Source organism: Pseudomonas sp. MNR3A (assembly GCF_009650575.1).
GTDB classification, from domain to species: Bacteria; Pseudomonadota; Gammaproteobacteria; order Pseudomonadales; family Pseudomonadaceae; genus Aquipseudomonas; species Aquipseudomonas machongensis.
In genome coordinates this window covers 63,332-86,032 of sequence record NZ_VZZS01000031.1, presented here as the reverse complement: position 1 = coordinate 86,032, position 22,701 = coordinate 63,332, and the positions used below count along the sequence as shown (strand labels likewise).

The window sequence follows — 22,701 nt, the reverse complement described above, 5'->3', positions numbered from 1 at the left end:
ACATGTACAAAGCACTGTTGCTGGCGTTGTGTCTGCTTCTGGGCAGCTGTGGCAATGTCGGGGTCGAACGCTATGCCCAGGAACAGCCGAAGCTCGACCTGGTGGCGTTCTTCTCGCGGCCGGTACAGGCCTGGGGGATGTTCCAGAAGCGCTCCGGTGAGGTGGCCAAGCGCTTTCATGTGCGCATCGATAGCCGTCGTGAAGGTGAGCATCTGATCCTCGAAGAACATTTTCTCTACAGCGATGGCACCCGTCAGGAACGCACCTGGCGGTTGGTGCCCGACGGCCCTGGCCGCTGGCGCGGAACGGCGGGGGACGTCATTGGCGAGGCGAGGGGGGAAGTGGCGGGTAACGCGTTGCGCTGGCGTTATCAGCTTGACCTGCCTGTCGACGGGCGTAACTGGCAAGTGGACCTGGACGACTGGATGTACCTGATGGATGACGACACGCTGATCAATCGCTCGAGTATGAGCAAGCTGGGCGTGGAAATCGGCCAGATCACCCTGTTCTTCCGCCGCCTCCCGGAGGGTACGCCGTGAACCTGGTCACGCTGTTTCAATGGGTCTGGACCGGCGAAGCGAAGGCGCTGGAACTGCTGTCGCTGGAGGGCGGCTTCTACCTCCTGCGTGCCTTGACCGACGCTGGCCCCGTGACTCTGAACGATGCCCACGGGCAGCCTCTGCGCGTGCGCTCCACCACAGAACTACGCCAGTTGCTGACGGGCCTGCCAGCCGTGCCCTGCACGCTGGTGCAGCACGTGGTACATGATGAGATGTGCGGGCAACGTGACGGCCCCATCGAACCACTGCGCGTCCCGATAACGTTGGCCAGCCAGTGGTAGGCGAAACGATGCGCCTGGGCCTGGTGCTGGGTGACCAGCTGTCGTTCGACCTGGCGAGCCTGAGCGCTCTCGATCCTGCCCGTGACGCTATCTTGATGGCGGAGGTGGAGGGTGAGGCCCGGTATGTGCCGCACCATCCACTGAAGATCGTTCTGATCTTCAGCGCCATGCGGCACTTCGCTCGGTGCCTGCGCGAGCGGGGTTGGCAAGTGCACTATGTCGAGCTCGATGCCGCAGGCAACAGCGGCAGCATCGTTGGCGAGTTGTGTCGCTGGCAACAGGCCTTGGGCGCTACGCAGATCCACCTGACCGAGTGCGGCGAGTGGCGTCTGGAGCAGGCATTGCGTGATGCCGGGTTGCCGCTGGTGTGGCACCGTGACCGGCGTTTTCTGTGCTCGCGCGAAGCCTTTGCGCGCTGGGCCGGCGAGCGGCGCCAACTGCGCATGGAGCACTTCTACCGTGGCATGCGCAAGCGCACCGGCCTGCTGATGGAGCTCGATGGCAGCCCGGCAGGTGGGGCCTGGAATTTCGATGCCGACAATCGCAAGCCGTTGCCGCGTCAGCTACGTGGCCCATTCGCTGCGCATTTCGCGCAGGACGAGATCACAGCAGCGGTACAGGCGCTGGTAGGTCAGCGCTTCAGCGACCACTACGGGGCCACCGACGGCTTCGACTATCCAGTAACCCATGCCCAGGCCCAGCAGCTCTGGCAACACTTTCTGGAGTTTGGCCTGGCGGCTTTCGGGGACTACCAGGATGCGATGGCCGAGGGCGAGCCTTACCTGTTTCATGCACGCATCAGTGCGGCGCTCAACATCGGGCTACTGGATCTGCGTTGCCTGTGTGAAGACGTCGACAGGGCGTGGCGCGAGCGGCGAGTGCCGCTCAATGCAGCCGAGGGGTTCATCCGCCAGTTGATAGGCTGGCGCGAGTACGTGCGCGGGATCTACTGGCTGCGCATGCCGGAATATGCCGGGCTCAATCACCTGGGCAACGAGCGCGCGTTGCCGGAATTCTACTGGACCGGGCAAACCCGTATGCGCTGCATGGCGCAAGCCATCGGGCAGACCTTGCGGCTGGGCTACGCACACCATATCCAACGGCTGATGATCACCGGCAACTTCGCCTTGCTGGCCGGTATCGTGCCAACGGCGATTTGTGAGTGGTACCTGGCGGTCTACATGGACGCTTTCGACTGGGTCGAGCTGCCCAACACGCTTGGCATGGTGATGCATGCCGACGGTGGCTACCTGGGCTCCAAGCCCTATTGTGCGAGTGGTCGATACATCCAGCGCATGTCCGACCATTGCGCGTCTTGCAGTTACAGGGTTGGTCAGGTAACCGAGGAGGATGCTTGCCCGTTCAATGCTCTGTACTGGCATTTTCTGATTCGCCATCGCACCTTGCTGTCGGCTAACCCGCGGCTGGCTCTGGCCTATCGTGGGCTCGATGGCATGTCGGCCAGCCGTCGCGATGCCGTATGGCAACGCGGCCAGTCGCTGTTGGCGCGACTGGATGCCGGGCAGGCAATATGAAGAAGAGCCTGTTGCCCAGCAAAGTCTGTGTGGTGTGCGGCCGGCCGTTCAACTGGCGCAAGCGCTGGGCGCGCTGCTGGGAAGCGGTGCGCTATTGCTCCGAGCGATGCCGCAGGTCAGCGCCACGCCGCCAGGCGCAAGAGCAGGGGCAGGGTGAAGGCCCAGATGGGCGCCAGTAGCAGGCCGGTTTCCAGCGTGCCCAAAGGCAATCCCACCCCGGCCAGCCTGGCGCCCGCCAGGTAAGCCAGGGGGCCGCCGATTGCGCCTAGCAGTGCACCGAGCCGCCAGTCCCTGGCGATCCATGCCAGGCTGTGGCGCATGCCACTGGCCAGCACCAGCCACAGCAGCGCCAGCCACAGTGGCAGCGGCCAGGCATCGAACGCGAATACCCCCAGCGCTCCCAGCACCGTATCGAGCAGGCAGCCGGCCAAGGTAACGCGCCACAGCGCCTTGAACTCGGCGCTGACGTCCCTGCTCAGGCGCAGATGCACGCCCAGGCCGAGGATCACCAGCAGCAAGAGCCAGGGCCGTTCGGCACCCAGTACGCAGGCCCACCAGCCGACCTGCAACCAAAGGGCATTGGCGACCAGCCTGCCGCCGTGCATCAGGCATGGCCTGGCAAGGGCGCACGACGTGCCTGGGGCGCAGCCAACAGCAGGTGGGCAACGCCGATGGCGCGTTCCTCGAAGCCGCCTTGGCAGTAGCACAAGTAGAATTCCCACAGGCGCTGGAACGTGTCGTCGTAGCCCAGGTCGGCCAGCGCCGTGCGTGCCTGACGCAGGTTTTCCCGCCAATGCTGCAGGGTGAGGGCGTAGTCCTGGCCGAAATCCTCCATATTTACAAGGTTCAGCGCGGTGTGCCGGCTGGCGGTATCGAGCATCACGCTCAGCGAAGGCAGGGCGCCTCCGGGGAAAATGTAGCGCTGGATGAAGTCCACCGAGCGCCGTGCCTGGTCATAGCGCTGGTCGCGTATGGTGATGGCTTGCAGCAGCATCAGGCCATCGGGCTTGAGCAGCGCGGCGCACTGGCGGAAGTACACCGGCAGATAACGATGGCCGACCGCTTCGATCATCTCGATCGAAACCAGTTTGTCGAAACGGCCTTCCAGGTCGCGGTAGTCCTCGCGAAGTACCGTTATGCGCTGCTCCAGGCCCAGCGCCCGAACGCGGTCCAGGGTATGGCTGTACTGCGCTTCGGAAAGCGTGGTGGTGGTGACCCAGCAGCCGTATCGGGTGGCGGCGTGAATCGCCAGGGAGCCCCAACCGCAGCCAATTTCCAGCAGGTGATCGTCAGGGCACAGCTCAAGCTTCTGGCAAATGCGCTCCAGTTTGTGCACTTGAGCGTGTTCCAGTGTCTGCCCGGGATGCTCGAACTGGGCTGCCGAATACATCATGGTGGGGTCCAGTAGTCGCTCGAACAGGGCGTTGCCGAGGTCGTAGTGCGCCAGAATGTTACGCCGGGAACCGCGCCTGCTATTGCGGTTGAGCTGGTGCAACAGCCGCAGGGCAGGGCGGCCGAGGCGCGCCAGGCCGCCCTCGAGCGCGTCGAGCACTTCAAGGTTGGCGACGAACAGGCGCGTCACCCGTGCAAGGTCCGGGCTGCGCCAATAGCCGTGAATGTAGGCTTCGCCGGCACCGATCGAGCCATTGCCGGCGATCAGGCTCCAGGTGGCGTCATCGAGCACCTCCACCTCGGCCTGCAACGGGCTCTCGGTATCGCCAAAACTCCACTGCTGGCCGTGGCACAGCAGGCGCAAGTGACCGTGGCGCAGCTTGCCCATCCGGGCGAGCACGGCGCTTCGTGCCAGACCGCCGAGCAACGGCGCAAGGCCGGCGAACTTGCTAACGCTCAGGGTGTGATTCGACATCATTCGTGTCCTCGTAGGAGTGGCCGAGCGCCAAGTGATTCTGGCGGGCAGTGTGGTCATGGATGGGGGTGCGTTTGAACAGCAGGCGCAGTGCTTGCCAGTAGATAGCCGAGAGGGTGCGCAGGCTCATCCACGGGAAGGCCAGGATGTATCGATGCAGACTGGCGCGGTCCAAAGGCTGGCGCTGCAAGGCGAGGTCTGCCTTGAACACCGTGCGCTCGTGTTGGTGGTTTTCCATGTGGATGCGTATATGTTGCGCATCCAGGGAGAAGCGGAAGCGATAATCCATGTCCAGTGGCATGAACGGCGACACATGGAAGGCCTTGGATACCGTGAAGGGTGTGCCGAGGTTGTCGTGCACCGGCAGCACGTAGTGGAAGCGTTCACGCCAGGGGGTGTTTCGTACTTCCAGCAGGATCGCCACCAGGTTCGCGTCCCGGTCATGGCAGAAATAGAAACTCACCGGGTTGAACGACAGCCCCCAGCAGCGCAGTTGCGTGAGCAGGTGGACCGGGCCTTCGGGCATATGCCCCGTGGCTTGGTGGACGATCAAGCGCGCGGCCTGTGCCAGCGTGTGTCCCTGCTGGGTCAGCGCTGGCAGGTAGTCGGTCTGGCGAAAGCTGAGCGGTGCCAGGCGCCAGCGCCCTAGCCAGCGTGACAGGCTCATCAGCCAGGTTTGCTCGTCCAGATCCAGGTAGAACATGCCTGTTCGATAGCGGAACGCGTGGGCGCGCGGCGTCAGGCGATGGTGGCTGATCCAGCCCAGGCAAAGGCTGCTGTTCACAGTTGCACCCCGAAATGCGCGGCCACCTTCAGCGCACTGACCACACCGTCCTCGTGAAAGCCATTTCCCCAGTAGGCACCACAGAAGTAGCTGTGCTGCTGACCTTGCAGCTCTGACTGCCGAGCCTGCGCCGCGGACGCCGCGAGGCTGTATTGAGGATGGGCGTACTGAAAGCGGGCAATCACCTGCGCAGGGTCTATCAATGCGGTCTGGTTGAGGCTCACGCAGAAGGTGGTCGGTGCCTGAATACCTTGCAGGATATTCATGTTGTAGGTCAGCGCGGCGGGAGCCTCCTGTGGGCCTCCCAGGCGGTAGTTCCAGCTCGCCCAGGCGCGCTTGCGGCGCGGCAGCAGGCGGGTGTCGGTGTGCAGTACGACGTCGTTACTGGCATAGCCGATGGCCCCGAGCACGGCACGCTCCTGTGCGCTGGGGCTTTCCAGCATTGCCAGGGCCTGGTCGCTATGGCAGGCGAACACTACATTGTCGAAGCGTTCGGTGCCGGCCGCGCTCACCACCGTTACCCCACCTTCGTCGCGGCTGACCCGGTGAACCTTGCAGTCAAGGCGGATATGGTCAGCGAAGGGGCGGCACAGTGGCGCGATGTAGCTGCTCGAACCACCGCTGATGACCCGCCACTGTGGACGGTGGTTGACCGACAGCAAGCCGTGGTTGCGACAGAAGCGGACGAAGAACGCGAGGGGGAAGTGGAGCATGTCGGCGCGGGACATCGACCAGATGGCCGATCCCATCGGCACGATATAGTGGTCGATGAAGCGCTGCCCATAGCCCTGTGCCTGAAGGTAGCTACCCAGCGTGGTGTTGGCATCGATGCGCTGGCTGTCCAGGTCGGTCAGTGCCTGGCGGTTGAAGCGCAGAATATCCCGCAGCATTCCCCAGAAACCTGGGGAGATCAGGTTGCGGCGTTGTGCGAACAGTGTGTTCAGGTCGTGGCCGTTGTACTCAAGGCCCGTGGCCGGGTCATGCACGGAAAAACTCATTTCGGTGGGCTGTGAGGTGACCTTGAGCTGGTCGAGCAGTCGAATGAAGTTGGGGTAGGTCCAGTCGTTGAACACGATGAAGCCGGTGTCTATTGCATGGCGCTGGCCCTTCCAGAGCACATCGAGGGTGTGGGTGTGCCCACCGATCCAGCGCTCGGCCTCGAAAACCGTGACCTGGTGGTTGCGCGACAGCAGATGGGCGCAGGTCAGCCCGGCGATGCCGCTGCCGATGATTGCTATACGCATGAATCAACCTTCCTGTTCATGACGGGCGAGGCGTTGCCCCAGGGCCAGACGCAGGCGCGCCGGTAGCGCACCGAGCAGGCGCAATACACAGGTGAAAAGACCGGGGAAGTTGATTTCCACGGGGCGGTGGGGCAAGCGCCTGGCGATGTGTCGGGCGGCGCGCTGCGCACTCCACAGCTGCGGCATGGGGAAATCGTTGCGGCGTGTCAAAGGTGTGTCGACAAAGCCAGGGCTGACCAACGTGACTGCGATACCTTCGCGAGCCAGGTCGATCCGCTGTGACTCCATCAAGTAGCGCACCGCGGCCTTGGAGGCGCCGTAGGCACCGGCGCGGGGCAAAGCCAGCCAGGTCACCGAACTGCCCATCACCACCAGGTGAGGGCGCTGGCCCTTGCGAAGCAGGGGCAGTGCCGATGCCAGGCAATAGGCGACACTGAGCAGGTTGGTGCGCATCACGCGCTCGACCAGCGCCGGATCGAACTGCCCCGGCTCCAGGTATTCGCAGGTGCCGGCGTTGAAAATGGCCATGTCCAGCCCGCCCCAGGCCTGCTCGATCCGTGCGGCGATCGCGGCGATATCCTCAGGGTTGCCAAGATCGCCGATGGCCAGCAGTACCTGCCCCGGAAACTGTTCGGCCAGGGGCGCAAGGCGATCGGCCTGGCGTGCGCCCAGGGCCACTTGATGGCCTTGCTCCAGCAGGATGCGAGCGAGCTCGGCACCGATACCGCTGCTGGCGCCGGTCAACCAGCAGCGGCTCATGCCAGCCTGCCTTTGAGCCAGCGAATGGCGCCGCCCATGATGGGAAGGTGTTCATAAATGAGGGCGCCGGCGTCGAAATAGTCCTGGTGAAAATGCACACGGTCGCGCCAGTGCAGGCAACTGCAACCTTGCAACGAGATCTGCCGCCCGCTGGCCAGGCGAGGGTGGCGGAACTGCAGGGTCCAGCGCAGGTAACCCTGTCCGGGGCTTACCTCGTCGGCGCTGAGAAAGGCATAGCGGATATCGGTGGCGTTGGCGTACAGCTGCTCGAAATAGGCTCGCAGCGCCGGCAGGCCCTGTATGTGGTGCAGAGGGTCGCGAAAAGTGATGTCTTCGCTGTACAGGTTTTCCAGCGTGCCGAGGTTAGCCCCATCGAGGCTGGCGAAGCGCTCGGCGAATTGCTGTAGGTATGCTGACATGTGGGCTCCAGGAAATCCTGTACAAAATATATTTGTTGTACAGGTATAGCTGAAGCGCCGAGATTAATCTATACAGATTGAGGGTTGTGTATAGCTTTTTTTAGCGCTGGTCCTGGCCGAGCTGGCGGCGCAAGCGGGCCACTTCGGCCTCGAGCTCGCGCACCTTTTCTTCGGCGCAAACCTGCGCTGTCACATCGCGCTGGATGCCGATGTAGTAGGTCAGCTGGTCTGCCTCGTTGTACACGGGCGAGATGGATAACTCGTTCCAGAACAGGCTTCCATCCTTGCGATAGTTGCGTAGCACCTGGCGGCAGGGGCGGCCTTCACGGATCGCATTGCGGATGCTTGCGAGGCCTTCCTGGTCATGATTTTCGCCCTGCAGAAAACGGCAATCCTGATAGAGGATGTCGTCGGCGTAATAGCCGGTCAGGCGCTCGAAAGCGGGGTTGACGTAGATGAGGATGCTGTCGTTGCCCTCTTGCTCGGCAACGACGATGCCATCGTTCGAATGCTCGACCATCAGTTGAAGGAGTTTCGCGGTGATCATAGGGCCCACCTACAGGCGTTTTATATGCAGGATGCGCAGATTGCTTCTATGTGGAAGACCTCGGCGCCGTTGGTTGCATGATGGACCATGGAGGCTCGCCGCAGAAAGTCCATATGAGTTTAGAATGCTCGATCTCCCGGATATTCTCTGATTATGACTGACACCACCCCACCCGATTTGCTACCCATGCGCGATGTGGTCAGCTTGACCGGCATCAATCCGGTCACGTTGCGCGCCTGGGAGCGGCGCCATGGGTTGATACGCCCGCAGCGCACCGAGGGCGGCCACCGCTTGTACACCGCCCGGGATGTGCAACGCATACGCGACATCCTGCGCTGGACCGCCAACGGCCTGTCTATCAGCAAGGTCGGCGACAGGCTCGCCGGCCGGCCTGAGGCGCCAGTGCAGCAGCCCTCGGCCTTCGACGAATGGCGAGACGCTGTGGTGCGCGCATCCGAGGCATTCGATGCGCAGGCGTTGGAGGGGATTCATGGCCAGTTGTTCACCCTGTTCCCCAAGACCTCCGTGCTGCGCGAGGTGCTGATGCCGGTTTGGTATGAGTTGGCTTCAGGGGCTGCTCCAGGCCGGCGTAGCCAATGGCTGTTTCTCGATACGTTCCTGCGTGCCCGCTTGCTGGCGCGTCTGCACTTGAATCAGATCCCCGCGCCGCGGGTGCTGCTGGCAAGCACCGAGGGGCTGGCTGAATTCGAGGTGCTGTGCGCTGGGCTGATGTTGAGCAGCGAGCAACAGCGCATCGACGTACTGGGCTGCGGGCAGTCGTTGGAAGAGTTGCCGTTGCTCTGCACCGCCATGCAGCCTGCGGCGCTGGTGATAAAAGTCCAGGCGCCGGTGAGCCCCGCCTTGGCCAGGCGCTTGCGTACCTTGCAGATGGACATTGCCTGCCCGCTGGCCTTGGTTGGCGAGGGGTTGGCTGATTCGCTGCATGCGTTGAGCGGAATCCCGTTATGCCTGCTGGACGAGGGAGGCGTTGACGCTGCGCGCAGGCTGAGTGCGTTGCACCGTGGCGCGCTTGACCTTTAGCGGGTCTGGGCTCCAAACATGGAACTTTGCCCCACGGATTGGCTTCCCTTGTTCAAAGGCCAAGCCGAGGAGAGCAGCATGAAGAAAGAGATCCAGACTCAAAAGCCGGGGACGCAGACCGGGACCCAGGGGGAAGAGGAGCGAGACAACGACGCCCATCGTCCGGACGGATCTACCGGTACATCACATGACTCGACGGCGCAAAAAACGGCCCGTGATCATGGTCAGCACAAACGCTGAAACTGCCACCCGACAGGGTTGAGGCTCGCCACGTTGGCGAGCTTCTGGGCGGAGCAGGGATATCGCAGGTGAGACGTCAATTCAATGGAATTCTCGGTCCCATCGCCTGTTCTACCGGACTCAGCTCCTGGCTCATCTCGTAGCTCGGACCCCACTTTCCGGAGCAGCGAATGCCTCGAATCATTACCCCAACCACCCCTGAACACGAGATCAACGAGCACAATGCGAGGATGTTCGGCTCTCCCAAGGAGCGCCTGGACTTCTACCGCCGCGAGATCCAGTACGAAACCAGCATCCTGGCCAATCGCACGGATGCCTACCTGGCGGCGCAATCTTTCCTGGTCATCGCGTTCGTTTCTTCCATGGGCAACCTCAATCAAGGGTGGGGCGAAATGTTCACCCTGATCGTGCCGGCGTTCCTTGCCTTGCTCGGGGTATTGAGCTCGCTCAACGCCTGGCCTGGCATCCGGGCTGCGTACAACATCATCGATCACTGGCAGCTCAAGCAAAGCCACCTGCTGCGCAGCGAGCCGTTGATGGGGTTGGCCTACGACGAGTCGCCGCTGTTCTCCGAGGCAGAGACCTCGCGTGCAGGGCATCGAAAATCACTGCTGTTTTCGTTACGCACGCCGTGGATCTTTCTGGTCTTCTGGGTGCTGCTGGGGAGCTACTCGGTCTACATCCAACTGGCCTGAGCGCGTCGATCCTGGATGTTCGGTTCGAATATCCAGGGCTCGACGCAGGCGGAGCGGGCGAGGTGTGCCGTAGCGCCAACCTCAGTACCGTCAGCCTTTGCTGTGCTCGTCAGACGTGGGCCCAGTGCCTCGCTTGATGCCTCGTGGGCCAGCAACGCCCCAGATACCCAGACCCACGAGCGGTAGCGCCAGGATCAGCAGGGCCCAAGCCGCTTTGACGGCATCCGTCTTGTCGCTCCTGAACACGCTGACGATTGCCCACAGATCGATGAGTAGCAGAATTGCCGCCACGGCAATCCAGAAGTAACTGGCTAAACCGTTCATGACCTTGCCTCCTCTACACGTAGTCAGGGCCCAGGGTGCCCGCCGCAGCGCCTGGCACGAGGATGACCTTGCGGCAGTTGTCCTGCTTCTGATCGAAGATCTTGTATCCCATCGCCGCCTCCTCGAGCGCCAGGCGGTGGGTGACGATCAGTTCCGGTTGCAGGCGTCCGGCTTCGATGTGCTGCAGCAGTTCTGGCAGGTATTTCTGGACATGGGTCTGACCCATCTTGAAGGTGAGGCCCTTGTCGAAGGCATCGCCGAACATGAAGGCGTGGATGAAGCCGGCGTACACACCGGGGACGCTGACAACCCCGCCACGGCGAACCGCGGCAATGCTCTGGCGTAGCGCCTTGCCACTGCTGCCTTCGATTTTCAGCGCTGTCATCACCGTTTCTGCAGTGCTGCCCTTGGCCTCGAAGCCGACTGCGTCGATCACGGCATCCACGCCGCGCATGCCAGGTGTCTGACGGATGATGCTGTCTGCAGGGTCGTCGTCCTGCTCGAAGTTGATGGGTATGACTCCGTAGGCCTCCTGGGCATACGCCAGGCGGTAATCGTTGTCGTCGACCATGAAAATGGTCTGTGCTCCGAGCATCCGCGCGCAGGCAGCACTCAACAAGCCCACTGGCCCGGCCCCGTAGATGGCCACTGACGAACCCTGGCCGATGTCGGCATTGATCACCGCCTGCCAGGCGGTCGGCAGAATGTCGGAAAGAAACAGCACCTTGTCATCGGCAAGGTTCGTGGGCACTTTGAACGGGCCGACATTACCTTTGGGCACCCTGACATAGTCGGCTTGGCCGCCAGGGATACCGCCATACAGATGGCTGTATCCGAACAGGGCAGCTCCTGGGGGAATGCCTTTTTTGTTGACGATCGCGCCGCGCCCGGTGTTGGTAGTCTCGCAAGCCGCGAACAGATCGTGCTGACAGAAGAAGCAACTGCCGCAGGCGATCACGAAGGGGATCACGACGCGATCGCCGATCTTCAGATTGGTAACGGCACTGCCGGTGTCCTCGACGATACCCATGAACTCGTGCCCGAAAATATCGCCCGCTTCGGTTTGCGGGATTTTGCCTCGATAGAGGTGCAGATCGGAGCCGCAGATGGCGGTGGCGGTCACCTTGAGGATGATGTCGTCTTGTTCCTGGATGATGGGATCAGGGACGTTATCGACCCTGACGTCGTGTGCTCCGTGGTAGGTCAGTGCTCTCATGAGTGTCTGCTCCTGCAAGTGCATGTTTGCGTGGTAGGTATGCAGGGGAAGCCATGACAGTCAGCAAAGTTCAGGTGAGTAAGTCCGGTGGTACTAAATACTGACTCGCTAAATAGCGGCCTTTGTTCGATCGGGGCAAGCCGGAGCATGCCGTATCCGGTCAGCATCAGCGGTTCTGATCAACTGCTGATTGGAACATTGCGCGCAGGGTGGGCTCTCACAAACAGGGGTACAACGAGGCCGTCATCATGAGCATCGAACGCAGCATTCCTGAACTTGAAGCCTGGTACGCACAGTACGACGACGTCAGTTACCGTCGCGAGTCGCCGGATGCCTACCACCATGAACTGGTTCGCACCGCCGAGGCGCTGCGTGACGATGGTGCCATCGACTGGGATGACTGGCTGGCGCTGAAGGCGTTGGCCGATCAGGCCCATGTCCGGGCACTGGAAGACGCCGTCCAGGCCCACGTGAACGACCCTGACGCATGAAAGCACTGAAGATTGCCACCTTCAATATCAATGGCATCCGCAGCCGCCTGCCCGCGTTGTTGGCCTGGCTGGCGCGGGAGCAACCGGACATCATCTGCCTGCAGGAATTGAAGGCAGCCGACCAACAGTTTCCTCGCGAGGCGCTTGAAGCGGCGGGTTATGGCTGCCTTTACCAAGGGCAACCCTCTTGGAACGGTGTTGCAATCCTGGCGCGCGATAGCGAACCACTGCAGGTTCGTCGTGGGCTGCCCGGCATGGAGGACGATCAGCAGAGCCGCTATCTCGAAGCTGCGGTGCAGGGCGTGCTGGTGGGCTGTCTGTATCTGCCCAATGGCAACCCGCAACCCGGCCCGAAGTTCGAGTACAAATTGCGCTGGTTCGAGTGCCTGATCAAGCATGCCCAGGCACTGCATGGCAGCGGCCATCCCACGGTGCTGGCGGGCGATTTCAATGTCGTGCCGACTGACCTGGACATCTACAACCCACGTTCGTGGCTGAAGGACGCGCTGCTGCAACCTGAGTCACGGGCGTGTTTCGAACGATTGCTGGCGCAGGGCTGGGTCGATGCTGTTCGCCACCTGTACCCAGAGCAGCGCATCTACACGTTCTGGGATTATTTTCGCAATCACTGGGCACGCAATGCCGGGCTGCGGATCGACCACTTGCTGCTCAATCCCGACCTCGCCCCCTACCTGAAGCGGGCGGGTGTGGATGCCTGGGTACGCAACGAGGCCAAGGCCAGCGATCATGCGCCGGTCTGGATCGAACTGGGCAGGCGCCGCCAGCAACGTTAGCGGTCAGCGTTTCGGTCGATACCGTCGCTCAGATGACGATGTAGTCGCTGCGCTGCAGCGTGCCTCGATGTTCGCCCTCGACCAGGTGCACGTAACGACCGTCGACCAGGTCCACCGGCAGGCAGTCGTCGACATCCACCACTGTGTCGGTGTGCGGCTTCAGCCAACCGGTTGCCATGCGTTGCTTGCCAATTAGCTTGGCGGCAGCCTTGTCGGTAGCCGTTACCAGCAAGTAGCGGTGATCCTCGCCAAACACGCCAGGTGCGTAGCCTCCCAGGTTCAGCAAGAACAAGCGCATGGCGCCGGGCGGTGGTGCGGCGTGGCCGAGTTCGACGCGATAGCCATCCACACCGTGGACTTCCAGCCATGAATCGATGTGCAGGCCTTTAGAGCTGCCGAACCAGGCGCTGCGCAGCTGCGGGTAGGTCTGGTCGAGCGTGTCTGCGTGGGCGAAGACCACGTCGTGGACTTCGATGCTGGCTCGAGGATGTCTTCCTCCGAGCATGACAACGTAGAGCATGGGTGAGCCTGTGGTACGGGTCAGGGGGGCATATGTTGGCATAGCGCTTCGTTGATTGCTCGACGGTATGCGGGCTTCGTCAATTGATGCTAGCGGCATGCTGACGCCGCAGCCATGTGTGCTCCCTCTCACAGTCGTCGACACTTGATTTGACGTAACCCTGTCAGGCAACTAGCTTTCCATGCCTACTTCCTCCGATGCGCTGCGTCTGGGCGATAACACTGACAAGGACTGTTGCGTCATGACCATTCCCCTCAAGCACGGGCTTGCGGCATTGCTCTGCTGCGGTGCAGTTACTGCACAGGCCGAACCTTCCTCGGTCGGCGACTACTGGCTCATCCACCAGCAAGGCGGCATGTACAAGAACGAAGCCTTCGTCGTCGATGGCGAGCCTGCCAATATCTTCCAGCGCCCGGGCGGTATCCGTTCGCTTGGGGTATTCAGGCTTTACGAAGAGGGCGCCAAGCCGACCATGACCGCCTATGACGTCGAGGTCGATTGCGCCAAGAATCGTGTGCGCCTCAAGGGTGCGCAGAACGTCGACAAGTTCTACAACGATATCCGGCCGGTGAAGGTCTCCACTCAGTGGCAGAAGAAGCCCGAGACGTGGTTGGCGCAGAGCCGTGACTTTCTTTGCCAGCCAAGCCAGCGCCAGGCCAAGTTCATGATTCCGATGGGCAAGATGCTGCCCACCCAGATGGTGGCGACCGCTCCAGGCCTGTTCCAGTTGCGTAACCGAGAGCATGGCAGGGACCTCATCCTGAAGATGGTCGATCAGGCCTTCGACCAGATGCCCGCCCGGAATGCACCTGCCAAGGAGGTGGTGCGATGAAAACACTGCTCTCGCTGATGATCACCGCACTGCTGCTCGGCGGCTGCTCTGCCATTCCGACCCTGCCCGAAGCCCAGGCCCGCAGTTACTGGAAGAACCGCCCGGTGGCCCAGGCGGTCGATCACTTCGGTACACCCAGCGAGATCGCGCTGGCACCGGAGAAGGACTGGGTGGTGCTGATCTATCGCCGCGACACTTCTTATGTGTCGCGTGAAGCGCTGGGTACCTACACCGGTCCGCAGAACGGCCAACTGGTGCATACCGAGTATTGGGGCGATGTGGTCAACTCGGCCAGCTGTGAAATCCGCGTGGCGGTCAATCGGGCCAGGCAGGTGGATTACCTGCTGACTCGGGGTCGCTGTGGTGGCATCAAGCTCACCCCCAGCGCCTGAGCAAGCCAGCTCGGGGCGCTCAGACCTGCTGCCTGAGCCGTTTCAACTGCTTCCTGGAACAAGCTCGATGAGAAATTCCCTGCCAGCTTCATCAGGCTGGCAGGGAATGGCCCCATCAGGCGGCCCGCTGCTCGCCCTTGAGCAACTTTTTCTGGGTTTCCATGGTTTGCCCGAGCTGTTCCAGCATGTCTTTGCCAAGGAGTTTTTTGGCGGTCGGGAAGAGTTCGCCTTCTTCTTCCTCGATGTGATGCTCCAGCAGCTCTTTCATGACCTTGACCCGACCGGCAAACTCAACGGTGCCGGTGTCAGTGCCGAGAAGGTCAGGGATGACGAGGGAGTCGACAGTGCGGTGCTCCTCCTTGGCCTCGTAGTACATCTTCGCTTCTTCCTTGCCCCCGGCTTCCTTGATGGCCGGGTAGAGAATTTCCTCCTCGAGCGCAGTATGAATCTGCAATTCCTGCTCGATTCTCTGCAGTAGCTCGGCACGTTTTTTCACGGCTCGCTCTGTGGTGGCGGACAGTTCTTCAAGAAGCTTCTTCACCAGCTTGTGATCCTGAATCAGCAAATCGATAGCGTTCATGGCGTTACCTCATCACGGGTTGAGAATACAAAACTTGCCTGGGGTTGAGTCACGGCGAAGCGGCGGGGTTCAACGTTCACGATGGGTGGCATCAGCGATCCGGGCACAGATCAGCGATGACCAGCGCTGCCCGATTAACAGCCAGGTGGATAAGGTCTTGTGATGGGTTGCCAAGTAGAGGGAATTTAGGCGTGGCGTGGAAATCATATGTCATGCGAGAGACATTGAATGCGCCAGATCCTTTCACCCACCCTCAACTGAACAAGAACAAAAGGGGGCTTACATGAGTTGTCTAATCTGCGCTGGTCAGGCTGAGTCCGTCGAATGCATCAGCGGTTGGGAGGAGCGGCGATGCTCCCGATGTGGTTGTTACCGGATGTCCCATTCACTCATTCTGATGATGATGGAAGAGGGGCAGATTTTCGATGCCGAACGTATGCGCGAATGGCTGATGTCCCATCGCGACAGGATGCCCGTTCCCAGCATCGATCATGCCCAGGCGATATGGGTGCTTTAGTCGGCTGGAATGATCGAGATCTTGCCATTGCGCTCCACGATGGCAAATTTCACCTGCTCGATGTTCTCGATACCCTGGCTATCCCGCGCCGACTCAAGAATGTCGTCTTCCGTGAGGCGTGCGCGGCGCATTCGGTGATGCAGAAAGCGCCCGTTTTCGACCACCAGGGTAGCGTGCCCATCCAGAAGCCGCGCCAAGGGCTTGGAGTTGAGCTTCGCCAACGACAGCCCTACGTCGAGGACGATCAGCGTAGCAATCACCAGCATGGCGTTGGTGAACGAAAAATCCTCACCCAGCAGCGCCTGTTGAGTCGCCTCTCCAATAATCAGCAGCAAGACGAAGTCGAAGGTAGTCAGGTCGGCCAGAGAGCGTCGTCCGGCTACGCGGAATACCAGCATAAGGGCCAGGTACATCCCAGCTGCGCGTAGGATCGAATCCATGACGCACTCCTATGGGTAGAGGAATGTGGAGAAGTGGACAGCGCTTCGGGGGCCAGCCCTGACGACGCCCTCCAGGGTACCCACGTGATCACTTCGAAGCGTCAGGTACAAGGTGGCCACGCCGTCTTTGCGGGTACCCAGTTGCAGTAACAGGGCAGGGCCGTGCGACATCGAACGTTGCGGTTCCGGCTGCATCGTCTCGATACTGGCAGCGCGAAGTAGAGAGCCCTCGAGCTCTACCTCCACCGGCTGCCCAGGCTCGCCTCGAACAGTGATGTAGAGGTTGTCGGTCGTACCACTGCGACTGAGGCGCTGATACTCGACTTTGACACGACCATCCGGGCTGACCACCTCAGCATCGCTGAGCGGGCCGTTGCCGAACAGCCCTGCCAAGGCCAGCAGGACGATGATGACGAGTACATACCAGCCAACGCGCTCGAAGCGCCAGACGCGTTGCTGCATCGACATGTCTTCTTGAACAGGATTGCGTCTGGACGCCCATTCGTCTTCCGGCATGAGTCCTTGCCCTCAGGCGCGCTCGCCGCGAAGCCAGCGTTGGTGATAGTGAGCAAGACGCGTCAGCCCGAACAACGCTCCCTGTCGCATGACCTCAGACCGCTCACCGAAGAAACGTTGGGTACGCGTAAATACGGCTGTGGGCTCCCCGGCAAAAGCCCAGGCAAAGCACAGGGTGCCCGGCGGCACACCAGACTCAGGGGCGGGCCCCGCGACGCCAGTGGTAGCGATCGCGACATTGGCGTCGCTGTCTCTCAATGCTCCCAGCGCCATTTCCCAGGCTACTGGCTCGCTGGTCAGGCCGTAGCGTTCGATGGTTTCGTCGCTGACGCCAAGCAAGCGTTTCTTGGCGCTTGGGGAGTAGACCACATAGCCACTTTCCAGCACCTCCCCGGTGCCGGGCACCGCCGCCAGAAGCGCGACCATGCAACCTGCCGTGCACGACTCTGCGGTCGTCAGGATCAACTTGTTGTCTTTGAGATAGCTGAGGGCAGTCAATACGGGTTCGCTTGCCATACGACATCGACTCGCTTGTTGTTGTGCGGTGGACGCAATCAAGCGGTGATTGGTTCAGCGCAATCGGTGTCCACGGCGCAAAAACAGCATGTGAGGAGGGGCAGCGCAACGCTGATTCCATCCCGAAAATCAGGAAGCAGGCTCGCCTTCTGGCGAGCCTCTTTTTCGTCAGAGGATCGGTTTCCCGCCGGTAACAGCGTACCGTGAACCACTGATGTAGCTCGCCTCGTCGGAGCCGAGCAGCACGTAGATTGGAGCGACCTCCACCGGCTGTCCTGGCCGCCCCATAGGGTAGCTGGAGCCGAAGTTTTTTACGGCCTCGTCGGGCATGGTAGCCGGGATCAAAGGCGTCCAGATGGGGCCAGGCGCAACGCTGTTGACTCGAATCCCTTTCTTCCCGAGTAGCTGAGCCAACCCAGCCGTGAAGTTGGCAATGGCGCCCTTGGTCGTGGCGTAGGCCAGCAAACTGGGGGATGGGTCGTCGGAGTTGACCGAACTCGTGTTGATGATCGAGCTGCCCTTGGGCATGGAGGGTAATGCTGCTTTGCAGATCCTGAAGATAGCGGTGATGTTGGTATCGAAGGTTTTCACCCATTCGTCATCGCTGATCTCCTCCAGGGTCTCATGGGCCATCTGGAAGGCGGCGTTGTTGACCAGGATGTCGATGCGCCCGAACTGTTTGACGGTCTTCTCGACGATGTCATGGCAGTGCTGTTTCTGCGCCAAGTCTCCAGGGAGCAGAAGACATTTTCGACCTGCTGCTTCAACCCAGCGCGCAGTGTCCTGCGCATCTTCATGTTCGTCGAGGTAAGCGATGGCGACGTCAGCACCCTCGCGTGCATAGGCGATAGCGACTGCCCGCCCGATGCCACTGTCAGCACCGGTGATGAGCGCAATCTTGCCTTCCAGGCGGTTGTGGCCGATATAAGACTGCTCACCACAATCTGGATAGGGCTCCATCTTGCGTTGTGAGCCGGGGACGCTTTGCGGTTGCGAAGGAAAGGGCGGCGTAGGGAAGTCTCGCATGGTAAAAGCTCCTGCGGTTGTGCCACGGATTTTTTAAGGCTGATCGTGTCAGCGCGCCTTGCCTTTTTGGGTGTGCTGAGAGAGGGCTCAACCGACCAGCATCTTGATCAGTTGCTCGTTGAATGCCGGGATATCGTCCGGCTGGCGGCTGGTGATCAGGTTGCCATCCACCACTACCTCTTCATCAACCCAGTCACCGCCCGCATTGCGAATATCATCCTGCAACGTCTTGTAGCTGGTCATCCGCTTGCCTTGGACCAGATCGGTCGACACCAGCAGCCAGGCGCCATGACAGATGACCGCCAATGGCTTCCTTGCAGAATTGTGGCTTTTCACCAGTTTCTGAGCGCCAGGTATCAGCCGGATGGTGTCGGAATTCTGCACGCCGCCCGGCAGGACAATGGCGTCATAGAGATCCAGGTGGGCACTGTCGAACGTTGCATCCACGGCAATCTCGTCTGCCGGCTTGTCATGGTTCCAGCCGCGTACAGTTCCCTCCTTGTCACTCAGGATGTCGACCACGGCGCCAGTTTTTTCCAGGGCGTCACGCGGGCCGGTGAGCTCTATCTGTTCAAACCCGTCTGTGACCAGGAAGGCCACGCGTTTGCCGCTCAGTTGCGCATTCATTGTGAATTCTCCGTTTACGATGGACCTGAAAGGGAAGGCCATCCACCACGTGCGAAGTTCAAAGACGATGCGTCGAATCGCGTCAAGCTGACCAATGGGCAGCAATTGAAAAATCGCAGGCGTGATTGGCGTGGCGTCGTATTTTGCCGCCTGGCGTTTCCTTTGAATTTTTCTCGTCCTTAGTCCCTCACAGGCACATGAGTAATATTGCCGGGAGGCTTTGCTATGCAACCTAAAACCGAAGGTCTTGAAGAGCACGGCCCAAGTGGTGTGCCGTTCATCAACGATCCAGAAAAACCGACTTCACCGCCTTTGAATGACGCTGACGCCACTGGCGCTGCAGAGGCTGAGGAAGACATCGAAGACGATGGCCAATCTCTCTGAAGAGCGCCAGGGCGAGTTCTCGCCCTGGCACCTTCACATTGGCCAGCGGCCTTAGCTGTTGCGACCGCCTCCGTGGCTGTTTTGTCCGCCCTTGCGGCCAGCCTCCGAGGCGCGTTCACGGTCGTTGGCAAAGTTGCCGCCCGAGGATTGGCCACCCTTGCGCCCCGCCTCGGACGCTTTCTCTCGGTCGTTGGCAAAATTGCCAGGGTTGTTCTGTGCAGTGCCGCCTTGATGCCCGCGATTGGTTTGGTTGTTAGCCATGATCTTTCACCTCATGTCAGTCACACAGGAAAGTCTGTGTTCAACTTCGACCGCTAGCCTGGAGGCAACCACTCCCAAAAATTCGCATCCACCGGACGAAACGCATGAAGTATTAGGCGCTTTATTTCATGTGTTCTAGAGCCTGCGCCGCAAGTAGCCTGGAGCGCTACTCATCAGTCCTCTGGCATTGTTTCCACCAAAGGTGGTTGCTCAAAGAAATGCCTGCAATACCAGCCAATCGGCTGAACGCGGGCTGCTGGGGCAGGGTCAACAACTGGCGATGGAGTGAGGAGGGTGAGCGGTGGAAATCCATGCGTTATTGACCGAGCTGCTGAATGCTCGCGGCCCTGGCGGCCAGGAAGATGAGGTACGGGCCATCTGTCAGCGAGAATTGGCTTCTTTGTGCGACGATGCGCATATTGACGGGGCTGGCAATGTCGTGGGCGTCGTTCGAGCGGGGCATTCCTGTAATCCAGAAGACGCCATCAGGGTCATGGCACACCTTGATGAGATTGCAATGATCGTCAAGAACGTCCGCGAGAACGGAACGCTGGAAGTTTTGGCCTTGGGTGGTGCTCAGCCGATCAGCTTCGGTGTCTGCCCTGTCGATATCCTTGGCGATGAACAAAACCTGCCCGGTGTTCTGTCCTATGGCTCGATGCACAACAGCGGTCGGACTTCCAATGGGCGAGATGTGCTCGCAGGCAATGTTCAGTGGAAGGATGTATACGTGGTCACGCGCATGTCGAAGCGCGAGCTGCAAGGTGCCGGCGTGCGCCCCGGGACCCGCGTGGTGCTCAGTCAGCATTGGCGCAAACCGTTCACTGTCCATGACTGTGTGGCTGCCCATTTCCTTGATGACCGTGCACCGCTCACTGCGGTCATCGAGTGCGCCCGTTTGCTGCGAGCACGGCGTGAGGAATTGCACCAGGATGTGTGGTTCGTCTTGACCACGCTGGAAGAGGAATCCAATGCAGGTGCGCTCTACGCGGCAGCCAGGTTACCGGGAGAGACCACCATTGCAGTCGAGGTCGGGCCGGTGCTTGAAGAATATGGAACGGAGCTGACGGCCAACCCGATCATCAATACCGGCGATCAGAAGGGGTACTACAGCCGCACAGTGGTGCAGGCGCTGATGACCGCTGCTGGGCGGGCAGGGTACATTCCCCAAACCGCATTGCTGGTAGATTTTGCATCCGATGCCAGCGCGGTGTTGAGTACAGGTATTGATGCCAAGGCTGGCTGCATCGCGATCCCGACCGAAAATACCCATGGTTTCGAGATGGCCCTGCTGGAAGGAATCTCGGCCTGTGCCGTCACGCTCGTCGAATATCTGATAGATCCGCATCCTGACAAGCGATCCGACGCCGCATCCGCAAGATGAGCGCCGCCCCGGATAGCTGAACCGCAGCCCGCGCCTGAGCGCGGGTCTCGGCAGGGTCTATTTTTTACTCGGCAGTACTGAGCTGAATACTTGCTTGGCAGTCTGGACGATGACACCACCCTGATTCGGATCGCCATGAAGCAACGCACTGGCGAACTTCTTCGCTTGCTCAAGCTTGATGTGGGGTGGCAACGGCGGGACGTCCGGGTCGGTCTTGAACTCGATCAGCACCGGTCGGTCGGCTTCCAGGGCGCGCTCCCAGGCGCTGGCAATGTCTTCTTCACGCTCCACATAGATGCCTTGCAGGCCAATGGAAATGGCGAACAGGTGATAGGGCACGTCCGGGATCGATTGCGAGGCCTCGAATTTGGGGTCACCTTCCATGACCCGTTGTTCCCAGGTCACCTGGTTGAGATCTTCGTTGTTGAACACTGCGCAGATCCACTGCGGGTTGTCCCACTGGCGCCAGTACTTGGCCACGGTGATGAGCTCGGCCAGGTTGTTCATCTGCATCGCACCGTCACCCACCAACGCCACCACCGCGCGCTGAGGGTGGGCGAACTTCGCCGCGATGGCGTAAGGTACCGCCGCGCCCATGCTGGCAAGGCCGCCGGATAATGAGCACTGCATCCCTTGGCGGATCTTCAGGTCGCGGGCGAACCAGTTGGCGCACGACCCAGAGTCGCTGGTGACGATGGCGTGGTCCGGAAGGCGCGGGGAGAGTTCGCACACCACGCGTTGCGGGTTGATCGGGTCGGCTTTGGCCAGCGCGCGCTTTTCCAGGGTCTTGTCCCACTGTGTGCGCCAGCGTTCAACCTTGCCGCGCCAGCGCCGCTCGCTCTTGTGCTGCAGCAAGGGCAGCAATGCTTGCAGGGTTTCGCTGGCATCGCCGACCAGGTTGACTTCCATTGGATAGCGCAGGCTGAGCATGTCCGGTTGCAGGTCGATCTGCACGCCACGGGCCTGACCTTCCTTGGGCAGGAACTCGGCATAGGGAAAGCCTGAGCCGATCATCAGCAAGGTGTCGCACTCGTTCATCAACTGGTAGCTCGGTTCCGTACCGAGCAGGCCGATGGCACCGGTGACCCAGGGCAGATCATCAGGCAGCACGGCCTTGCCTAGTAGCGCCTTGGCCACGCCGGCGCCAAGTTTTTCGGCGACGGCGATGACCTGCTCGGTGGCCTGCAAGGCGCCGGCACCGACCAGGATCGCCACCTTTTTCCCGGCATTGAGCACCTCGGCCGCCCGCTGCAGGTCAGCGTCGAACGGCACGACCTTGGGCTTGCTGTAGCCGATGCCCGAATGCACCGTGCCGTGTGCCCTCGCCGGCTCCTGATAGGGCAGGTCCTGTAAATCATTGGGCAGGATGATGGCGGTGACCCGACGTTCGCCGACGGCGGTACGCACTGCACGGTCGAGCAGGTGCCGCACTTGCTCCGGGGTCGAGGCCTGCTGTACGAAGGCTCCGGCCACATCCTTGAACATCGACAACAGGTCCAGCTCCTGCTGGTAATGCCCGCCCAGCGCCGCACGCGCTTGCTGGCCGACGATGGCCAGTACCGGCTGGTGATCCATTCGTGCATCGTAGAGGCCGGTCAGCAGGTGCGAGGCGCCGGGTCCGGAAGTGGCGATGCACACACCGAGCTCACCGGTGAACTTGGCGTGAGCGCTGGCCATGAATGCGGCCATCTCTTCATGGCGGGCCTGGATGAATTCAATCTTCCCGTTGGCTCGGCTCAATGCACCAAATACGCCATTGATGCCGTCCCCCGGGTAGCCGAAGATGCGTCGAACGCCCCACTGGTACAAGCGCTCGACCAAGAAGTCGCCTACCGTCGTTGTCATCGTCTTCTCCCTATCTGTGATCAATAGGGTCTGGACTGGGCCGCGGAGGGTAAAGTTTCAACAG

At 61.0% G+C, this 22,701-nt stretch carries 32 protein-coding genes; 14 read left to right on the top strand and 18 right to left on the bottom strand.

Going from position 1 to position 22,701, the window contains the following annotated elements; translation table 11 throughout:
- Positions 1 to 2 precede the first annotated feature (2 nt).
- The 4 genes from F6X62_RS22045 to F6X62_RS22030 are packed head-to-tail and all read left to right on the top strand — an operon-like array spanning position 3 to position 2,555.
- Entirely contained in the window at positions 3 to 539 is a 537-nt protein-coding gene (locus F6X62_RS22045; RefSeq protein WP_153774699.1) for a DUF3833 domain-containing protein, read from the top strand.
- Positions 536 to 841, top strand: a complete 306-nt coding sequence (locus F6X62_RS22040; protein WP_153774698.1) for a DUF6482 family protein — start codon at positions 536 to 538, stop codon at positions 839 to 841. The genes F6X62_RS22045 and F6X62_RS22040 overlap by 4 nt, the downstream gene beginning before the upstream one ends.
- 8 nt (positions 842 to 849) lie before the next feature.
- A complete protein-coding gene (locus tag F6X62_RS22035; RefSeq protein ID WP_153774697.1) occupies positions 850 to 2,376 on the top strand; it encodes a cryptochrome/photolyase family protein in 1,527 nt (508 codons plus the stop codon).
- A complete protein-coding gene (locus F6X62_RS22030) occupies positions 2,373 to 2,555 on the top strand; it encodes a DUF2256 domain-containing protein (RefSeq protein WP_112898067.1) in 183 nt (60 codons plus the stop codon). Before F6X62_RS22035 ends, F6X62_RS22030 begins: the two co-directional genes overlap by 4 nt.
- On the opposite strand, the gene F6X62_RS22025 is transcribed toward F6X62_RS22030, so the two are convergent.
- The 7 genes from F6X62_RS22025 to F6X62_RS21995 form a co-directional block, all read right to left on the bottom strand.
- Positions 2,493 to 2,981: a DUF2878 domain-containing protein gene (locus tag F6X62_RS22025; protein ID WP_153774696.1), complete on the bottom strand. Its 489-nt coding sequence runs from the start codon at positions 2,979 to 2,981 to the stop codon at positions 2,493 to 2,495. The two genes, F6X62_RS22030 and F6X62_RS22025, sit on opposite strands and share 63 nt — an antisense overlap.
- Positions 2,981 to 4,243, bottom strand: a complete 1,263-nt coding sequence (locus tag F6X62_RS22020) for a cyclopropane-fatty-acyl-phospholipid synthase family protein (protein WP_153774695.1) — start codon at positions 4,241 to 4,243, stop codon at positions 2,981 to 2,983. Before F6X62_RS22020 ends, F6X62_RS22025 begins: the two co-directional genes overlap by 1 nt.
- Positions 4,218 to 5,027 carry a DUF1365 domain-containing protein gene (locus F6X62_RS22015; protein ID WP_153774694.1) on the bottom strand — a complete coding sequence of 270 codons (810 nt, stop codon included), beginning with the start codon at positions 5,025 to 5,027 and terminating at the stop codon, positions 4,218 to 4,220. Before F6X62_RS22015 ends, F6X62_RS22020 begins: the two co-directional genes overlap by 26 nt.
- Complete coding sequence (locus tag F6X62_RS22010; RefSeq protein WP_153774693.1) at positions 5,024 to 6,271, bottom strand: NAD(P)/FAD-dependent oxidoreductase; 1,248 nt, start codon at positions 6,269 to 6,271, stop codon at positions 5,024 to 5,026. Before F6X62_RS22010 ends, F6X62_RS22015 begins: the two co-directional genes overlap by 4 nt.
- 3 nt (positions 6,272 to 6,274) lie before the next feature.
- Entirely contained in the window at positions 6,275 to 7,030 is a 756-nt protein-coding gene (locus F6X62_RS22005) for an SDR family oxidoreductase (RefSeq protein ID WP_153774692.1), read from the bottom strand.
- Entirely contained in the window at positions 7,027 to 7,449 is a 423-nt protein-coding gene (locus F6X62_RS22000) for a nuclear transport factor 2 family protein (RefSeq protein WP_054894648.1), read from the bottom strand. Before F6X62_RS22000 ends, F6X62_RS22005 begins: the two co-directional genes overlap by 4 nt.
- A gap of 100 nt (positions 7,450 to 7,549) precedes the next feature.
- The gene (locus tag F6X62_RS21995) at positions 7,550 to 7,996 is read right to left on the bottom strand and encodes a PAS domain S-box protein (protein ID WP_153774691.1); all 447 of its coding nucleotides are present in this window, start codon (positions 7,994 to 7,996) and stop codon (positions 7,550 to 7,552) included.
- A gap of 153 nt (positions 7,997 to 8,149) precedes the next feature.
- Here F6X62_RS21995 and F6X62_RS21990 point away from each other — a divergent pair, with 153 nt between their 5' ends.
- The 3 genes from F6X62_RS21990 (at position 8,150) to F6X62_RS21985 (ending at position 9,972) form a co-directional block, all read left to right on the top strand.
- A complete protein-coding gene (locus tag F6X62_RS21990) occupies positions 8,150 to 9,037 on the top strand; it encodes a MerR family transcriptional regulator (protein WP_153774690.1) in 888 nt (295 codons plus the stop codon).
- Between the two features lie 78 nt (positions 9,038 to 9,115).
- Positions 9,116 to 9,277, top strand: coding sequence for a hypothetical protein (locus tag F6X62_RS25250; RefSeq protein ID WP_172964774.1), 162 nt, complete (start codon positions 9,116 to 9,118; stop codon positions 9,275 to 9,277).
- Positions 9,278 to 9,447: 170 nt separating this feature from the next.
- A complete protein-coding gene (locus F6X62_RS21985) occupies positions 9,448 to 9,972 on the top strand; it encodes a hypothetical protein (protein ID WP_054894651.1) in 525 nt (174 codons plus the stop codon).
- A 90-nt stretch (positions 9,973 to 10,062) separates the two neighbouring features.
- Here the strand turns inward: F6X62_RS21985 and F6X62_RS21980 are convergent, their stop codons facing one another.
- Positions 10,063 to 10,296 carry a PLDc N-terminal domain-containing protein gene (locus F6X62_RS21980; RefSeq protein ID WP_054894652.1) on the bottom strand — a complete coding sequence of 78 codons (234 nt, stop codon included), beginning with the start codon at positions 10,294 to 10,296 and terminating at the stop codon, positions 10,063 to 10,065.
- Positions 10,297 to 10,309: 13 nt separating this feature from the next.
- The gene (locus tag F6X62_RS21975) at positions 10,310 to 11,512 is read right to left on the bottom strand and encodes a zinc-dependent alcohol dehydrogenase (RefSeq protein WP_151924513.1); all 1,203 of its coding nucleotides are present in this window, start codon (positions 11,510 to 11,512) and stop codon (positions 10,310 to 10,312) included.
- A 248-nt stretch (positions 11,513 to 11,760) separates the two neighbouring features.
- Here F6X62_RS21975 and F6X62_RS21970 point away from each other — a divergent pair, with 248 nt between their 5' ends.
- Both F6X62_RS21970 and xth read left to right on the top strand, forming a co-directional pair.
- Positions 11,761 to 12,003, top strand: coding sequence for a hypothetical protein (locus F6X62_RS21970; RefSeq protein WP_054894654.1), 243 nt, complete (start codon positions 11,761 to 11,763; stop codon positions 12,001 to 12,003).
- Positions 12,000 to 12,797: an exodeoxyribonuclease III gene (gene xth, locus F6X62_RS21965; protein ID WP_153774689.1), complete on the top strand. Its 798-nt coding sequence runs from the start codon at positions 12,000 to 12,002 to the stop codon at positions 12,795 to 12,797. Before F6X62_RS21970 ends, xth begins: the two co-directional genes overlap by 4 nt.
- Positions 12,798 to 12,825: 28 nt before the next feature.
- On the opposite strand, the gene F6X62_RS21960 is transcribed toward xth, so the two are convergent.
- Complete coding sequence (locus F6X62_RS21960; protein ID WP_153774688.1) at positions 12,826 to 13,317, bottom strand: DUF1543 domain-containing protein; 492 nt, start codon at positions 13,315 to 13,317, stop codon at positions 12,826 to 12,828.
- Positions 13,318 to 13,558: 241 nt separating this feature from the next.
- Here F6X62_RS21960 and F6X62_RS21955 point away from each other — a divergent pair, with 241 nt between their 5' ends.
- Together F6X62_RS21955 and F6X62_RS21950 are read left to right on the top strand one after the other, a co-directional pair.
- The gene (locus F6X62_RS21955; RefSeq protein ID WP_151924516.1) at positions 13,559 to 14,149 is read left to right on the top strand and encodes a hypothetical protein; all 591 of its coding nucleotides are present in this window, start codon (positions 13,559 to 13,561) and stop codon (positions 14,147 to 14,149) included.
- A complete protein-coding gene (locus tag F6X62_RS21950; protein WP_153774687.1) occupies positions 14,146 to 14,541 on the top strand; it encodes a hypothetical protein in 396 nt (131 codons plus the stop codon). Before F6X62_RS21955 ends, F6X62_RS21950 begins: the two co-directional genes overlap by 4 nt.
- 115 nt (positions 14,542 to 14,656) lie before the next feature.
- Here F6X62_RS21950 and F6X62_RS21945 read toward each other — a convergent pair whose 3' ends face one another.
- Positions 14,657 to 15,121, bottom strand: coding sequence for a hemerythrin domain-containing protein (locus F6X62_RS21945; protein ID WP_054893723.1), 465 nt, complete (start codon positions 15,119 to 15,121; stop codon positions 14,657 to 14,659).
- Positions 15,122 to 15,497: 376 nt separating this feature from the next.
- Between F6X62_RS21945 and F6X62_RS25245 the strand changes: the two genes are divergently transcribed.
- Positions 15,498 to 15,638, top strand: a complete 141-nt coding sequence (locus tag F6X62_RS25245) for a hypothetical protein (RefSeq protein ID WP_176717975.1) — start codon at positions 15,498 to 15,500, stop codon at positions 15,636 to 15,638.
- Here the strand turns inward: F6X62_RS25245 and F6X62_RS21940 are convergent.
- The 5 genes from F6X62_RS21940 to F6X62_RS21920 all read right to left on the bottom strand — a co-directional run bounded on the left by F6X62_RS21940 (position 15,635) and on the right by F6X62_RS21920 (position 18,763).
- Positions 15,635 to 16,078 (bottom strand): DUF421 domain-containing protein, encoded by a 444-nt coding sequence (locus F6X62_RS21940; RefSeq protein WP_063544662.1) that lies wholly within the window; start codon positions 16,076 to 16,078, stop codon positions 15,635 to 15,637. The genes F6X62_RS25245 and F6X62_RS21940 overlap by 4 nt on opposite strands.
- Positions 16,079 to 16,087: 9 nt before the next feature.
- Entirely contained in the window at positions 16,088 to 16,540 is a 453-nt protein-coding gene (locus F6X62_RS21935) for a hypothetical protein (protein ID WP_153774686.1), read from the bottom strand.
- Between the two features lie 66 nt (positions 16,541 to 16,606).
- Positions 16,607 to 17,110, bottom strand: a complete 504-nt coding sequence (locus F6X62_RS21930) for a CinA family protein (RefSeq protein ID WP_151924518.1) — start codon at positions 17,108 to 17,110, stop codon at positions 16,607 to 16,609.
- A 168-nt stretch (positions 17,111 to 17,278) separates the two neighbouring features.
- Positions 17,279 to 18,136: an SDR family oxidoreductase gene (locus F6X62_RS21925; protein ID WP_153774685.1), complete on the bottom strand. Its 858-nt coding sequence runs from the start codon at positions 18,134 to 18,136 to the stop codon at positions 17,279 to 17,281.
- Between the two features lie 87 nt (positions 18,137 to 18,223).
- Positions 18,224 to 18,763, bottom strand: coding sequence for a type 1 glutamine amidotransferase domain-containing protein (locus tag F6X62_RS21920; protein ID WP_153774684.1), 540 nt, complete (start codon positions 18,761 to 18,763; stop codon positions 18,224 to 18,226).
- A gap of 225 nt (positions 18,764 to 18,988) precedes the next feature.
- Here F6X62_RS21920 and F6X62_RS25240 point away from each other — a divergent pair, with 225 nt between their 5' ends.
- Positions 18,989 to 19,147, top strand: a complete 159-nt coding sequence (locus F6X62_RS25240; RefSeq protein WP_172964773.1) for a hypothetical protein — start codon at positions 18,989 to 18,991, stop codon at positions 19,145 to 19,147.
- 51 nt (positions 19,148 to 19,198) lie between these two features.
- On the opposite strand, the gene F6X62_RS21915 is transcribed toward F6X62_RS25240, so the two are convergent.
- Complete coding sequence (locus F6X62_RS21915; protein ID WP_051096970.1) at positions 19,199 to 19,408, bottom strand: general stress protein; 210 nt, start codon at positions 19,406 to 19,408, stop codon at positions 19,199 to 19,201.
- 301 nt (positions 19,409 to 19,709) lie between these two features.
- Between F6X62_RS21915 and F6X62_RS21910 the strand changes: the two genes are divergently transcribed.
- Positions 19,710 to 20,792, top strand: coding sequence for a M28 family peptidase (locus tag F6X62_RS21910; RefSeq protein WP_153774683.1), 1,083 nt, complete (start codon positions 19,710 to 19,712; stop codon positions 20,790 to 20,792).
- 57 nt (positions 20,793 to 20,849) lie between these two features.
- Here F6X62_RS21910 and F6X62_RS21905 read toward each other — a convergent pair whose 3' ends face one another.
- Entirely contained in the window at positions 20,850 to 22,637 is a 1,788-nt protein-coding gene (locus tag F6X62_RS21905) for a thiamine pyrophosphate-requiring protein (protein ID WP_153774682.1), read from the bottom strand.
- Positions 22,638 to 22,701: the final 64 nt, after the last annotated feature.

Excerpts from the sequence above, each read along its gene's own strand:
- F6X62_RS22045 (WP_153774699.1), top strand. The coding sequence starts at position 3 with ATGTACAAAGCACTGTTGCTGGCGTTGTGTCTGCTTCTGGGCAGCTGT.
- F6X62_RS22035 (WP_153774697.1), top strand. The coding sequence starts at position 850 with ATGCGCCTGGGCCTGGTGCTGGGTGACCAGCTGTCGTTCGACCTGGCG.
- F6X62_RS22030 (WP_112898067.1), top strand. The coding sequence starts at position 2,373 with ATGAAGAAGAGCCTGTTGCCCAGCAAAGTCTGTGTGGTGTGCGGCCGG.
- F6X62_RS22025 (WP_153774696.1), bottom strand. The coding sequence starts at position 2,981 with ATGCACGGCGGCAGGCTGGTCGCCAATGCCCTTTGGTTGCAGGTCGGC.
- F6X62_RS22020 (WP_153774695.1), bottom strand. The coding sequence starts at position 4,243 with ATGTCGAATCACACCCTGAGCGTTAGCAAGTTCGCCGGCCTTGCGCCG.
- F6X62_RS22010 (WP_153774693.1), bottom strand. The coding sequence starts at position 6,271 with ATGCGTATAGCAATCATCGGCAGCGGCATCGCCGGGCTGACCTGCGCC.
- F6X62_RS22005 (WP_153774692.1), bottom strand. The coding sequence starts at position 7,030 with ATGAGCCGCTGCTGGTTGACCGGCGCCAGCAGCGGTATCGGTGCCGAG.
- F6X62_RS22000 (WP_054894648.1), bottom strand. The coding sequence starts at position 7,449 with ATGTCAGCATACCTACAGCAATTCGCCGAGCGCTTCGCCAGCCTCGAT.
- F6X62_RS21995 (WP_153774691.1), bottom strand. The coding sequence starts at position 7,996 with ATGATCACCGCGAAACTCCTTCAACTGATGGTCGAGCATTCGAACGAT.
- F6X62_RS21990 (WP_153774690.1), top strand. The coding sequence starts at position 8,150 with ATGACTGACACCACCCCACCCGATTTGCTACCCATGCGCGATGTGGTC.
- F6X62_RS25250 (WP_172964774.1), top strand. The coding sequence starts at position 9,116 with ATGAAGAAAGAGATCCAGACTCAAAAGCCGGGGACGCAGACCGGGACC.
- F6X62_RS21985 (WP_054894651.1), top strand. The coding sequence starts at position 9,448 with ATGCCTCGAATCATTACCCCAACCACCCCTGAACACGAGATCAACGAG.
- F6X62_RS21980 (WP_054894652.1), bottom strand. The coding sequence starts at position 10,296 with ATGAACGGTTTAGCCAGTTACTTCTGGATTGCCGTGGCGGCAATTCTG.
- F6X62_RS21975 (WP_151924513.1), bottom strand. The coding sequence starts at position 11,512 with ATGAGAGCACTGACCTACCACGGAGCACACGACGTCAGGGTCGATAAC.
- F6X62_RS21970 (WP_054894654.1), top strand. The coding sequence starts at position 11,761 with ATGAGCATCGAACGCAGCATTCCTGAACTTGAAGCCTGGTACGCACAG.
- xth (WP_153774689.1), top strand. The coding sequence starts at position 12,000 with ATGAAAGCACTGAAGATTGCCACCTTCAATATCAATGGCATCCGCAGC.
- F6X62_RS21960 (WP_153774688.1), bottom strand. The coding sequence starts at position 13,317 with ATGCTCTACGTTGTCATGCTCGGAGGAAGACATCCTCGAGCCAGCATC.
- F6X62_RS21955 (WP_151924516.1), top strand. The coding sequence starts at position 13,559 with ATGACCATTCCCCTCAAGCACGGGCTTGCGGCATTGCTCTGCTGCGGT.
- F6X62_RS21950 (WP_153774687.1), top strand. The coding sequence starts at position 14,146 with ATGAAAACACTGCTCTCGCTGATGATCACCGCACTGCTGCTCGGCGGC.
- F6X62_RS21945 (WP_054893723.1), bottom strand. The coding sequence starts at position 15,121 with ATGAACGCTATCGATTTGCTGATTCAGGATCACAAGCTGGTGAAGAAG.
- F6X62_RS25245 (WP_176717975.1), top strand. The coding sequence starts at position 15,498 with ATGTCCCATTCACTCATTCTGATGATGATGGAAGAGGGGCAGATTTTC.
- F6X62_RS21940 (WP_063544662.1), bottom strand. The coding sequence starts at position 16,078 with ATGGATTCGATCCTACGCGCAGCTGGGATGTACCTGGCCCTTATGCTG.
- F6X62_RS21935 (WP_153774686.1), bottom strand. The coding sequence starts at position 16,540 with ATGCAGCAACGCGTCTGGCGCTTCGAGCGCGTTGGCTGGTATGTACTC.
- F6X62_RS21930 (WP_151924518.1), bottom strand. The coding sequence starts at position 17,110 with ATGGCAAGCGAACCCGTATTGACTGCCCTCAGCTATCTCAAAGACAAC.
- F6X62_RS21925 (WP_153774685.1), bottom strand. The coding sequence starts at position 18,136 with ATGCGAGACTTCCCTACGCCGCCCTTTCCTTCGCAACCGCAAAGCGTC.
- F6X62_RS21920 (WP_153774684.1), bottom strand. The coding sequence starts at position 18,763 with ATGAATGCGCAACTGAGCGGCAAACGCGTGGCCTTCCTGGTCACAGAC.
- F6X62_RS25240 (WP_172964773.1), top strand. The coding sequence starts at position 18,989 with ATGCAACCTAAAACCGAAGGTCTTGAAGAGCACGGCCCAAGTGGTGTG.
- F6X62_RS21915 (WP_051096970.1), bottom strand. The coding sequence starts at position 19,408 with ATGGCTAACAACCAAACCAATCGCGGGCATCAAGGCGGCACTGCACAG.
- F6X62_RS21905 (WP_153774682.1), bottom strand. The coding sequence starts at position 22,637 with ATGACAACGACGGTAGGCGACTTCTTGGTCGAGCGCTTGTACCAGTGG.